Consider the following 11407-nt stretch of genomic DNA (forward strand, 5'->3'; position numbering starts at 1 on the left):
GGAAAGAGGCACTGAACCAGTTCTCACTCTTCTTCGAGGACCGGCTCAGCATCCAATGAAACCAACCGACTTACACAAGATCGCTGACACGCCCCGCGGGCCAACATGCCGCGCATGGCGTAATGAACCGCTCCGGCGGCTCGACCGGGTCACGTTGTGTTCAGGCAGTGACGGGTGCGGGTGGCGGGAAGGCGGTGGCGTACCAGGCCATGGGCGAGGACATCGTGGACCGGTCGGAGGGCTTCGGTGAGCGGCTGCTCGGCGTGCTGCTGGATCGGGCGCGGCTGTTGCCGCCGCAGCTGATCGCCCCGCTGATCGCGGAGGGGGTGGCCGGAATCGGCGGCCGTGAGGTGTCCATCCTGCTCCAGGACTACGCCCAGGAGCTGCTGGTGCCGCTTCCGGGCAGGAAGCTGCACGTGGGCCAGCCCGAGCCGGTGGCCGACTCCCCCGCCGGCCGCGCCTTCCAGAGCGCGGACGTCGTCGAGGTTGCGCGGGCCGGCGGCGGGGTGCGGATGTATCTGCCGCTGCTGGACGGCAGCGATCAGGTGGGCGTGATGGCCCTGACGCTGGACACCGTCGGCGACGACGACCGGCGGCTGCTGCGCCGGCTCGCCGGCCTGGTCGCCGACATGCTGGTCACCAAGAACGCCTACACCGACCAGTTCTTCCTGGCCCGGCGCCGGGAGCCGATGAGCGTGTCCGCAGAGATCCAGTGGGGCCTGCTGCCGCCGCTGACGATGACCGTGCCGCAGGTTGAGGTGGCCGGCATCCTGGAGCCCGCCTACCGCGTCGCCGGCGACAGCTTCGACTACGCCCTCAACGACAACATCCTGCACATGGCCGTGATCGACGCGATGGGCCACGACCTGGACGCCGCCGCGATGGCGACCATCGCCATCGGCGCCTACCGCCACGCCCGGCGCGTGTTCGTCAGCCTGGCCGAGAAGTACGCGTTCATGGACCATGCCATCTCCCGGCAGTTCGGCGACGACCACTTCGTCACCGCGCAGCTGATGCACCTGAACATCACCACCGGCGAGCTGGAGCTGGTCAACGCGGGCCACCCCGCGCCGCTGCTGATCCGCGACGGCCAGGTCGTACGGCAGCTGGAGAGCGCGACAACGCTGCCCGTCGGCTTCGGAGGCGAGACGCCCCGCATCAAAGAGCACACCCTCCAGCCGGGCGACCGGGTGCTCTGCTACACCGACGGCATCATCGAGGAACGCCTCGACGGCGGGCAGCCCTTCGGTGAGGAACGCCTCATCCACTGCGTCAACCGCCTGGGCCAGGAGCCCTCAGACGGAATGCGGGCGGACCTGCGCCGGCTCTCCCACACGCTGAAGAAGAAACGGGGTGGGCGCACCAGCGACGACGCCACCCTCATCATGATCGAATGGCGTGGAGGCACCGCAGGCCACCTCGCAGTCCTCGACTGAACACGCCCTGATTGTGCTGGCCGCCGACCGGAGAGCAGATGTTGCCGGCCGCACTACCGCCTGACCCACCCACGAAGCGGTGCTCTGCAAAGCTGCGCCGGGCAGACCGCTCGGGCTTGGGCGTCGTACCGCTGTCAGCACGGCGACATCAGGTGAGAACGTCGGTGGGGGCGGGTGCGCTGCCGGCGGGCGGGTGGCGCTGCTGGCCGGAGGCGTCATGGGCGACGTCGACACCGACCTCCACCACCAGCTCGGATTCCGCCAGCGTGACGTCCAGTTGCTCCTTGCTGCCCCACCCGGCGGGGGAACGAGCAACGTCGTCCCTGCTGAGCAGCAGTGGCCGGCGGGTGGTCGGGGAAGCGGGATCGCGAGACGGTCGGCCCGCTTACGGGGTGGGCTCGGAGGGATGCCTGTCGTCTACAACTGGCTGGGTCCTGGTCGGTTGCGGTGGGGTGGACGCTTCTTCGGCTTCGTTCGATGTGGGACAGACCAGTGACACCGTCGACGCTGGCGAGGTACCTGTCTTCGTGCTTCCTCCATCGGGTTCGCCCGGAACGGCATACGCCAGGCCGCGCGACCCGCTGCTGAGGAAGTACGCGATCTGCGAAAAACGCAGCGCCTCTACGCTGCCACCATGCGCACGCCCGCCGCACCGCACTCCACGCCGTTTCGCATCCTCGTGGTCGAGGACGACGCCACCATGGGTCAATACCTTGACGCCGGGCTGCGCGGCAACGGATACGCATCCACCTGGAGCCGCACCGGCACGAGTGCCCGCGCCGAGGCTGACCGGACGTCCTACGACGTGCTGCTCCTGGATTTGAGCCTGCCCGACATGGATGGCCTCGACGTCACGCGCACGTTGCGCGCCCGCCATCCCAACCTGCTCATGGTTGTCCTCACCGCCCACATGGGCGACACCGACGTCATCTCGGGGCTCGACGCCGGCGCCGACGACTACCTCATCAAGCCGTTCGGCCTGACAGCTCTCCTCGCCCGCCTTCGCGCGCGTCTGCGCCTTTACCCCGTCGCCTTCCCGCCCTGCGAGTCCGTCCGGCTGGGCGACCTCGTCATCGACGCAGCGGCGCGCCGCTGCACCCTGCACGAGCGCAAAGTGAACCTTCGCCCCAAAGAGTTCGGCCTACTCGTTGTACTTGCCCGCCACACAGGAGCGGCCGTGCCCCGCGAGACGCTGATGGAAGAGGTCTGGAACAAGAACTGGTCGGGCTCCACCAAATGTTGGACGTCACCATGGCCGGACTGCGCCGCCGCCTCCTCGACGCGGCCGGAGCGTCCGCGGCTCGAGCCCGCTGCCGCACATCACCACGCTGCGCGGACTCGGTTATCGCCTGGAACAGGAGTAGGGCGGACTCGCCTCCAGGGCGCCGCCGGCTTACCGCCGCTGGTGTCCTCGCGCGCGACGGCGGGGCCGCGCGCGACGCTGGGCGCCATACCGCCTGCCGGTGAGGGCAGGCTCGGCTCGGTGGCCGACAACTTCCTACGACGCCCTTTCGATCGTCCCGGCGACTCCGGGTCCGAGGGTTCGCCGGACCTGTTCCTGTTCCGCTTTCCGTTGCTGTTTCGCGGTGCGTTTCAGTCATGGCAGTCACCGTGTGGGGGGCAGCAGACAGGATATTTCTCATCCTCTGCTTCGCGTTGCCTGCCCGCATCCATCCGATGGCCGTGGTCGGTCTTACAGCGCGGGAGTCCTCCGCGGTCGGGATCCGGTGCGGAGGACTCCCCGCGGGGCTCGCTGCCCAACCCTGCGCGGGACGGGTAGCCACCAGCACATCGCGTATGCCCGCTGACCGATCATCTGGCGCTGGGCGTCTTTCACCGCCCAGGCTAGGTGGAAGGAGGGGGTCAGGCGGTGGATTGGGGTGCGAGGGCGTCTTCGAGGGTGGCGTACAGCGGCAGGACGTCGTCGAGGCCGACGATGTGCAGGACCTCGACGATGGGGGTGGGGGTGTGGGCCAGGCGCAGCCAGCCGTTGCCGGCGCGGGCGGCGTTGTTCGCGGCGACCAGGGCGTTGATGCCGCTGGAGTCCATGAAGGTGACGCCGTGGAAGTCGATGACGGTGCACCCGTCGGGATCGTCGTGTGCGGTGAGCGCCTGCTGGAGGGTGTCGGCCGTGTTGTAGTCGATCTCCCCGGCCGGAGTAAGGATGCGCACGCCGTCAGGGGTGGTGCGCTCGGAGACGGTCAGACGGGTCTGGCTCATACCGTCTCCCGGTCCTTTCCATGCGAGGTGGGCACTCGTGCCGTGGGGGCACTCGTCCGACGTGCGGCAGCAGGGCTGTGGTGCAATGCAGCGGACTACGTAAAGCTCTTGTGACGATCATATGAGGCGGGACGGGGCGTATGGAGCAGACCACGGGGGATGACGAACGGAAGGTAGGCGACAGCGCATTGTCGGCATCGGCCGCCTACGACGGCGACTCCTCCTGTATCGGCGACGCGCGGCACCTGGCCGTCAGCTTCCTCACCGCGGTGCAGTCCATGCACGGCGTGCCGGTGTCTGAGCGGGCGTTGGGCGCGGCGCAATTGGTGGTCAGCGAGCTGGTGACCAACGCCGTCAGATACGCACCCGGCCCCGTCGCGCTCCATCTGCAGGTCCATGACGGTGCGGTAAGAGTTTCGGTGTGGGACAGCGACCCGGTTCTGCCGGATGTCGCCGCCACCGACCCTCGACGGGTGGGCGGCCACGGCTTGGAGATCACCCTCGCCCTCAGCCAGGCCTATCAGGTACGCCGAGAACCGGTCGGCAAACGTGTCACGGCGCTGATCGCTCTCGCCGAGGATCCCAACGGCATGGTCGCTCGCACCGCCGTTTGACCTCACCCCCGCCGCTGGAACGCCGCCGTTCCCCCAGCCCTGTCGCGAGCTGGCTTCGTTCACGTCCAGCAGCACCGGAGCATCCCGAAGTCATCGCAGTTGACCATCAGCAGCCGGGCATCGGGCAGATTCCCCAGTACCCTCACTCAGTCCTCTGCAGGCGTGACGCCCCCGGGGCCGGTGGCCTCCCCCATCCCCGCAGTGTGAGACCCGGCCAGACGTCGCGCACGGGACCATAACCGCCTCGGAGCGACAGCGCTGTCATTTCTGGTGGACATCCACGAGCCTGCCGATCATTCACTGCCGCCGCAACCAAATGACCTGCACGCGGTTCGGGCCGCAACGCCGTGGTGCGTATGTGGGGGCCCGCAGGGCGGAGGGGTGAGTCAGACCAGCGGGGGAGCGGGATGAGCCTGGGGGCTGATGCGGAGGGGGTGTGGGCGCCGGAGGATGGGGATTTCCAGCGGAGGGGGACATGGTGGAGCGTTGGGATCGGATCGGGCGTGTGGCGGCGTACGGGTCTGCGGCGGCCCTCGTGCCGTATCTGGTGATCAAGGTGTCGTGGGTGGTTGGTTCGTTACTGGGGTTGCTGCCGGTCGGGCGGGGGTTCAGCCTGGGCGGGTGGCTGGTGCTCAACACCGTCACGATCGGGATGGCTGCGGCCGGGATCATGCTGGGGCTGGCGCTGGTGCGGCCGTGGGGGATGCGGATCCCCGGCTGGCTGGTGGGGTTCTTCGCCTGGGTCGGGTCGGGGTTCTTGGTGTCGATCCTGCCGTTCGTGGTCGTCAGCGCGTTTGTGGACTCCGGCACGGGCAGTTCGGGTGGCTCAGGGACGTCGGGGGGTGACGCGGCGATGCCGGGCTGGGAAGCGGTGCTGCTCCAGTGCAGCTTCGTCGGAACCGGGATCGCGCTGGCCATCGCGCTTCCCGCCTATCTGTGGCGGCGTTGGCCCCACGCGCTGCGCCGGCCGGAGCGGCCCCGCACCCGCACCTCCCCAGGAGCGGTGTTGCCTGCCGTGACCGGGGCTGTGACCGGCCTGGCCTGGCTCTACTGGGCGGCCGGTGGCCCCCTGGGCATCGCGCACCGCGATGAGCGGCCGGCCAGTTGGCATGTGCTGGTCGGGGTCAGCGCGTGCTGGGCTCTCCTCGCGTCCGCCGCCGTACTGGCTCTCGTGCGGCGCCGGTCGACCCGGCTGCCGTATCCGCTCCTGCTTGCGTTGGCGTGGCTGGGGTCGGGCTCGATGTGCGCGTGGAGCGGCTGGAGGCTGCCGGCCACGGCGTACGTGGCGCTGGCCCACCCGAGCGACGCCAGGTACCCGGAGAACCTCGCGGTCGCCGTGGCGCTGCACGTCACGGCCGTGCTGACGGGGGCGGCAATCATGCGGACGCTGGTACGCGGCGAACGTAGGCGGGTGAGTGTGCCCGACAGCGCCCAGCAGACCGCCGAGCGGGTGGGCCGTCGCCCGTGAACCTGCCTGTTCAGGAAGGCCTATCACCGGGAGCACCTCGATGCTCCCGTGGCAAGGGCCGCAGTGAACCGCTTTCATCCTGAGTAGTCGCAGGTCATCAGCGTGTGGATGGCTTGGACGGCGGTGCCGATGCGGCGCGTGGAGCACCGGGCCCGCCGTAGGAGTCGCCAGGTTTTCAGCAGTGCGAAGGAGCGTTCGCCAGGTGCCCGGAGGCGGGCGTGGTCGCGGTTGAACTGCTGGTAGTGCTGGGGCTGTTCGCGGTGGTGGTAGTAGGGGGTGCGGACGGTGGCACCGGCGCCTTGGTAGGCCCGGTCGGCAAGGATGAGGATGTGCCGGGTGAGGCAGGCTTGGATGATGCCGCGGGCCGCGGTCAGATCATGGGTACGCCCCGGTGTCGCGCGTGAGAACCAGAGCGGTGTGCGGCCGCCGCGCAGTGGCCGAACTGCTGTCGAGGGTCGTGAACAGACCCACAGGGGTTCAACACGCTGCACTTGACAGGGAACAGGCGCGATCGGTGTACAGGTTGGTGAAGAGCTGGTGCCCGCACCCGCCCAGCCAAACGCCGCACCAGTAGGTCTGGCCGGCATGGTGAGCCCGGAAGTCGTCGAGCTCTATCGCTTCCATCGGAAGGACCACAGGGAGCTAGGAGTCGGCGTGATCGATCACTGCGGTCTGCACTCGGCGTCTGTCAAGGGCCATGCAACATCCAGCCGTACGGGAGACAAGATGTGCCTCCGGTCGGCGCACTGCCTCTCTGCGAGGCGCCCAACTGACTGACGGTACCGACCACCACTGACAACACCGGAGGGGCTGAGGCGCCTCACCGACTGGGTTGGAGAGACGGCCCGTCAGCTTCGGTCCAAAGGCGAAGCCTCAGCCTCTGGAGCCGACGGCATGACACCTCGAAACGTCACTTTCACCGAGGAAGAGCTGTTCGCGAATATCGACGCACCGCTGGAGGAAGAGCCTCAGCTCCCGCCCCCGGTGGAGCGCGCCCGGCTGCGTGAGGCCGCCGGCTCAAGAACTACGAGAACCGGCTTCCGCGCACGGCGCCGCTCCTGCCGCTGCGCCCGCCCCGGCCGTCGCGCCGCAGCCGGAGGTGCCGCAGACGTTCTCCGGCCCGGCCGCATCCGAGACCACCGCGCCGGAGACAACCGTCCAGACCCCGGCCGCGCCCGAGTCCCCGCGACCCGCCGCCCGGCAGCGTCGTCGCTGTCAGCGGGGGAGCTGGGCGTGGATAGTTTTGCCGTGGCTGGGGCCGGGGTGATGGTCAGGTGGTGGGTGAGGCGGCGGACCATGTGCAGCCGAAGCCGCCGCTGCCGCCGCCCAGGTCGGGGGTGCGCTCGCGGGGGTGTGCCGGGCTGGGGTCGCTGACCGCGGCGGTGAGCGTGTCGGGGTTGGCGGTCAGTTCCCGGGTGTAGTGGCCGCCACCCTGGTGCAGGGAGTTGGTGACGAGCTCGGAGACCACCAGGACGAGGGTGTCGGCCATGTCCGGGCCGGGCGCGGGGGTGAGGCGGTCGGTGAAGGCGCGGGCGGCCCGACGGGCCTGGCTGACGCCGGCTGCGCTGTCGCCTCGGACCACGCTCGGTACGGGGGGTGCGAGGTGATGCTGATCGTCGTGCCGTTCATGCATGTACACCCCACGTGTGATCGGTTGTACCGCTTGCGCCGTGATACCCCACCTGCCCGATCCGGCGGTCTCCACACCCGGGAGGGTGGACCGGTGCAGTTTCCAAGCGACGCGGACCACAGTTCATCACTGTCAGCCCTCACAGGAAACCTGTCATGGCGGGAGTAGACATGTGGATGTCGCTGGGGTTAGTGTCTTGTCCGTAGCCAAGAGATCGAGCAGGCCCGGCAGAGATGAACTGCCGGGAAGCAGTACACGTAAGTGCAGGTCGGTGCGGTGGTGGAGTTCCGAAGCCAGAGTGGTTGCAGGACGGCGACGGGACTGACGACCGGACCGGGCGGCCCGCAGTGATCAGGGGCCGCCGCGAGCAGTACACAGGTGCAGTCCGCAGTACCAGTAGTCCCTCGGTAAATGGCGTCAGACTGCGGCGCGCGTACCGGGAAGTTCGGCAGTGGGGTTCTAAGCCAGAGCAGACGCAGGACAGGCGACGGGGCTGGCTGCCGGAGAGTGGCGCTGTCACAGGCCACCAGCAGGTCGGTGCGGTGGTGGAGTTCCGAAGCCAGGGTGGTTGCAGGACGGCGACGGGACTGACGACCGGACCGGGCGGCCCGCAGTGATCAGGGGCCGCCGCGAGCAGTGGCATTACCCGTAAGCGAAGTTCGCAGTGCCCAGCAGCGAAGTGAGTAGTACCTCGGTGAAGGCGTCGGCTGCGGGCGCGCGTGCCGGGAAGTTCGGCAGTGGGGTTCTAAGCCAGAGCAGACGCAGGACAGGCGACGGGGCTGGCTGCCGAAGAGCGGAATCAGCAGTTCGCAGTACCAGCACAGAGTTGATTCAGAGGGAAGAACGGAGGAGTTGAGGCGCCATCAGGATCGCCCGGGCGGAAGTCTCGAGCCCGGGTACCGCAGGACATCGATAGGCAGGTGGTCTCCGGTCACGCAAGTCGCGATCCCCGCATCCCGCCCGCTTCTTGGGCGGCCACGCGGACAGTAGGCCGGCGCAGTCCAGGGCCGGCAGATGGTGTAGCAGTTCCTTCGGGGCCCTGGTGCGATAGGCACCAGGGCCCCTCCACGTGTTCCACAGAGAGGTGCGATGACAGCAGACGATTTGTTCGGCCGTCTCGATGACGATGACTTCCCCGCCTACACGATGGGCCGGGCCGCCGAACTCCTCGGCACCACCCAGAGCTTCCTGCGCGCGATCGGCGAGCACCGTCTGATCACCCCGCTCCGCTCGGCGGGTGGACACCGCCGCTACTCCCGCTACCAGCTACGCATCGCCGCCCGCGCCCGCGAACTCGTCGACCAGGGCACCCCCATCGAGGCCGCCTGCCGCATCGTCGTCCTCGAAGACCAGCTCAGGGAAGCCCAGCGCATCAGCGCCGAACACCGCCGTGCCGCCGAACCAGTAAACCGGGCAGCTGCGGCTTGAGCTGGGCGCGCCTGCTGGCCCTCGGCAGGCCTGCGCGGAACCCCGTCCAAGGCATGTGTACTCGTTTCCCTCTGGTGACAGCCGGTTGTTGACGTGTAGCGTTTAAGGTCAGCTGTCGTGGTTCGGAATTCCCTATTGCCCACGCCGTAGGCGTGGGCGTTTTGCTGTGCTGTGCCGCAGGAACCAGGGCGATCACCTCCGCCTTCCGCATGGTGTGGGAGGCGTTCATCGACTGGAAGGCATGACTATGGCTACGGGAACTGTGAAGTGGTTCAACGCGGAGAAGGGCTTCGGCTTCATCGCCCAGGACGGCGGCGGCCCGGACGTCTTCGCCCACTACTCCGCGATCAACTCCTCGGGCTTCCGTGAGCTCCAGGAAGGCCAGGCCGTGACGTTCGACGTCACCCAGGGCCAGAAGGGCCCCCAGGCAGAGAACATCGACCTGGCGTGACTCGCCCGCGGGCGGACGATCGGCGCATACCTCTGCCCAGTGCAGTGCGACAGGTACTGCCTCGCTGAACTCGTCCCGGGATTCGGCGGGATTGGGACGCGCACGATCGGGGCCGCGCAGCTGTTGCTGCGCGGCCCCGATCCGTGTCGAGCGGCTCCCGCGTGGATGCGGCCGGCCAGGTGGCCCCGGACTTGGCGCGGCAGGCGCCGTGGTGCCCCCGCCCGGCGTACAGCGGTCACCAACTTGACGAAGCAGCGCGGGCTCAGCCCGGCGAACGGCACTGTCCAAAGACGGCTCCGCCGCGGTGATCACACCAGTCGCGTCAAGATCGTTTCACTCGACTTCGCCGTGGGCCGGTCACCCCGCGCCTGCGGCCAGGCCGGGAGAAGGCCGGCCTCCCCGGGCGGCGAGCGTCGCGTCGACGAAGGCCCGCACGAAAGCGGCCACCTCGGACGCCGTCACGACCTTCGTCCAGTTGCCGGTCGCGTGCCAGCGGCTGCACTCCAGCTGAGTGCACGTGCGTTGCTGTCTCGCGCTCGCGTCCCGCACCATGGAAGACAGCCCGTGGCAACCGTACCGCCCCGGGAAGCCCGGGCCACCAACAACTCCACCGTGCAGTTGGGGTGTTGTGGTCACTGTGCCCCTCGTGGCTTCAGGCGGGCTCGTTCGGCGTGCCGCGTTTGGCACCGTCTGCCTCCCACCCTCGCCTTGGTGCTACCGGGCTAGAAGTGCGCTCACGGTCTTCCCGCCAGCCGTCCGCGGGGTCACCGCGGTGGCGCGGGCGAGGTGGTTGACCATGGGCCAGCCGAATCCTCCCGTGCCGCCATGCAAGTCGGGGGTGCGCATGCGAGGCGCCCGCGGGCTGGCGTCGTCGACGGCTACCTCGATGGTGTCGGGGTGGGTGGTCAGGCGGAGTGTGCAGGTTCCGCCGCCGTGACGCAGGGCGTTGGTGACGAGTTCGGAGACGACCAAGATGACGGAGTCGGCGTCTTCCGCTGCGATTTCCTGCTGCCCGAGGGCTCCCAGGAAGTCCCGGGTGGCATCGCGTGCGTCGGCGACGGCGTTCGCGGAACATTCTGCTGCGGCGTTGACGCTCACCGTGTCCATCAGGTCACCCCGGTCTTGGATCGTCAATGCCCGGTCCGCCTACACGCCACCCCTGCCCGGTGGTGGATCCGCTAACCGCGTTGGGCCGGTGGTCTTCAGGGGGCCGATCGCGAGTGAAGCCGGATGAGGTATTGCGATGCCCGGTGAGACGAAGGGCGCCGATTGAAGCGGCTGCCCTGCCGCAGGGGGCAGTGGTCTGCTTGTTCGCTGTCCCGTTCGCGGTGACTACCTCGCAGCCGCACCCACGAAAGTCTGCATTGGCTGGAGTAGACATTGGGTGGCGGGCCGGTTATGGTTTCTCTCGTAGCCGAGATCAAGAGGGGCCCGGCAGAGATGAACTGCCGGGCAGCAGTACGCAGTTGCAGTGTGCATGGCGGTGCGGCGGTGGAGTTCCGAAGCCAGGGTTGTTGCAGGACGGCGACGGGACTGACGGCCGGACCGGGTGGCCCGCAGTGATCAGGGGCCGCCACCAGCAGTACCGGTGGTTCGCAGTACCAGCAGTGCGGTTTTGAGTGGTTCCTCGGTAAAGGCGTCTGGCTGCGGGCGCGCGTACCGGGAGGTTCGGCAGTGGGGTTCCAAGCCAGAGCAGATGCAGGACGGGCGACGGGGCTGGCTGCCGGAGAGTGGCGCTGTTCCAGGCCACCAGAAGTACGCAGTACCGGTTTGGCAAGTGATGGATCAGAGGGAAGAACGGAGGAGCCGAGCGCCATCAGGATCGCCCGGGCGAGCAGTGGGTCCGGGTACCGCAGGACATCGATAGTGAGGTGGTCTCCGGTCACGCATCCGCGATCCCCGCATCCCCGGCAGTGTTCAGGCCGGGTCCGCGGAAACAGAAGGCCGGCGCAGTACTGGGGCCGGCAGATGGTGTAGCAGTTCCTTCGGGGCCCTGGTGCGAGATGGCACCAGGGCCCCTCCAACGTGTTTCACAGAGAGGTGCGATGACAGCAGACGACTCCTTCGGCCGTCTCGACGACGACGACTACCCCGCCTACACCATGGGCCGGGCCGCCGAGATGCTCGGCACCACCCAGGGCTTCCTGCGCGCCGTCGGCG

10 protein-coding genes and 3 pseudogenes are annotated in these 11407 nt (G+C 68.5%); 7 read left to right on the forward strand and 6 right to left on the reverse strand.

From position 1 onward, the window contains the following. Positions 1 to 209: 209 nt before the first annotated feature. Positions 210 to 1436 carry a PP2C family protein-serine/threonine phosphatase gene (locus ABZT03_RS40870; RefSeq protein WP_356048859.1) on the forward strand — a complete coding sequence of 409 codons (1227 nt, stop codon included), beginning with the start codon at positions 210 to 212 and terminating at the stop codon, positions 1434 to 1436. Between the two features lie 634 nt (positions 1437 to 2070). After that, positions 2071 to 3216, forward strand: a complete 1146-nt coding sequence (locus tag ABZT03_RS40875) for a response regulator transcription factor (RefSeq protein WP_356048843.1) — start codon at positions 2071 to 2073, stop codon at positions 3214 to 3216. 83 nt (positions 3217 to 3299) lie between these two features. On the opposite strand, the gene ABZT03_RS40880 is transcribed toward ABZT03_RS40875, so the two are convergent. Next, complete coding sequence (locus tag ABZT03_RS40880) at positions 3300 to 3656, reverse strand: STAS domain-containing protein (protein ID WP_356048845.1); 357 nt, start codon at positions 3654 to 3656, stop codon at positions 3300 to 3302. 140 nt (positions 3657 to 3796) lie between these two features. Here ABZT03_RS40880 and ABZT03_RS40885 point away from each other — a divergent pair, with 140 nt between their 5' ends. Together ABZT03_RS40885 and ABZT03_RS40890 are read left to right on the forward strand one after the other, a co-directional pair. Then, a complete protein-coding gene (locus tag ABZT03_RS40885) occupies positions 3797 to 4270 on the forward strand; it encodes an ATP-binding protein (protein WP_356048847.1) in 474 nt (157 codons plus the stop codon). Between the two features lie 565 nt (positions 4271 to 4835). Further along, entirely contained in the window at positions 4836 to 5738 is a 903-nt protein-coding gene (locus ABZT03_RS40890; RefSeq protein WP_356048849.1) for a hypothetical protein, read from the forward strand. Between the two features lie 74 nt (positions 5739 to 5812). Here ABZT03_RS40890 and ABZT03_RS40895 read toward each other — a convergent pair. Continuing rightward, positions 5813 to 6157: pseudogene (locus ABZT03_RS40895) on the reverse strand (transposase family protein); the annotation flags it as partial. 851 nt (positions 6158 to 7008) lie between these two features. Continuing rightward, complete coding sequence (locus ABZT03_RS40900) at positions 7009 to 7371, reverse strand: ATP-binding protein (protein ID WP_356048850.1); 363 nt, start codon at positions 7369 to 7371, stop codon at positions 7009 to 7011. A gap of 1086 nt (positions 7372 to 8457) precedes the next feature. Here ABZT03_RS40900 and ABZT03_RS40905 point away from each other — a divergent pair. Both ABZT03_RS40905 and ABZT03_RS40910 read left to right on the forward strand, forming a co-directional pair. Continuing rightward, on the forward strand, positions 8458 to 8796 hold the full coding sequence (locus tag ABZT03_RS40905; RefSeq protein ID WP_356048852.1) for a MerR family transcriptional regulator: 339 nt from the start codon (positions 8458 to 8460) through the stop codon (positions 8794 to 8796). 247 nt (positions 8797 to 9043) lie between these two features. Beyond that, positions 9044 to 9247, forward strand: a complete 204-nt coding sequence (locus ABZT03_RS40910) for a cold-shock protein (RefSeq protein ID WP_356048853.1) — start codon at positions 9044 to 9046, stop codon at positions 9245 to 9247. Between the two features lie 212 nt (positions 9248 to 9459). On the opposite strand, the pseudogene ABZT03_RS40915 reads toward ABZT03_RS40910, so the two are convergent. From ABZT03_RS40915 to ABZT03_RS40925, 3 genes and pseudogenes are all read right to left on the reverse strand, one after another. After that, positions 9460 to 9559: pseudogene (locus ABZT03_RS40915) on the reverse strand (IS5/IS1182 family transposase); the annotation flags it as partial. A gap of 45 nt (positions 9560 to 9604) precedes the next feature. Continuing rightward, entirely contained in the window at positions 9605 to 9799 is a 195-nt protein-coding gene (locus tag ABZT03_RS40920; RefSeq protein WP_356048855.1) for a hypothetical protein, read from the reverse strand. A gap of 162 nt (positions 9800 to 9961) precedes the next feature. Next, a complete protein-coding gene (locus tag ABZT03_RS40925; protein WP_356048857.1) occupies positions 9962 to 10354 on the reverse strand; it encodes an ATP-binding protein in 393 nt (130 codons plus the stop codon). A gap of 938 nt (positions 10355 to 11292) precedes the next feature. Between ABZT03_RS40925 and ABZT03_RS40930 the strand changes: the two are divergent. Next, positions 11293 to 11407: pseudogene (locus tag ABZT03_RS40930) on the forward strand (MerR family transcriptional regulator); the annotation flags it as partial.

This window comes from Streptomyces sp. NPDC005574 (genome assembly GCF_040605435.1).
Taxonomy (GTDB): domain Bacteria; phylum Actinomycetota; class Actinomycetes; order Streptomycetales; family Streptomycetaceae; genus Streptomyces.

What these genes read in the sequence shown, in the direction of transcription:
- ABZT03_RS40880 (WP_356048845.1), bottom strand. Translation starts at nt 3,656, where the DNA reads ATGAGCCAGACCCGTCTGACCGTCTCCGAGCGCACCACCCCTGACGGC.
- ABZT03_RS40870 (WP_356048859.1), top strand. Translation starts at nt 210, where the DNA reads ATGGGCGAGGACATCGTGGACCGGTCGGAGGGCTTCGGTGAGCGGCTG.
- ABZT03_RS40885 (WP_356048847.1), top strand. Translation starts at nt 3,797, where the DNA reads ATGGAGCAGACCACGGGGGATGACGAACGGAAGGTAGGCGACAGCGCA.
- ABZT03_RS40910 (WP_356048853.1), top strand. Translation starts at nt 9,044, where the DNA reads ATGGCTACGGGAACTGTGAAGTGGTTCAACGCGGAGAAGGGCTTCGGC.
- ABZT03_RS40900 (WP_356048850.1), bottom strand. Translation starts at nt 7,371, where the DNA reads ATGCATGAACGGCACGACGATCAGCATCACCTCGCACCCCCCGTACCG.
- ABZT03_RS40920 (WP_356048855.1), bottom strand. Translation starts at nt 9,799, where the DNA reads ATGGTGCGGGACGCGAGCGCGAGACAGCAACGCACGTGCACTCAGCTG.
- ABZT03_RS40875 (WP_356048843.1), top strand. Translation starts at nt 2,071, where the DNA reads ATGCGCACGCCCGCCGCACCGCACTCCACGCCGTTTCGCATCCTCGTG.
- ABZT03_RS40905 (WP_356048852.1), top strand. Translation starts at nt 8,458, where the DNA reads ATGACAGCAGACGATTTGTTCGGCCGTCTCGATGACGATGACTTCCCC.
- ABZT03_RS40925 (WP_356048857.1), bottom strand. Translation starts at nt 10,354, where the DNA reads ATGGACACGGTGAGCGTCAACGCCGCAGCAGAATGTTCCGCGAACGCC.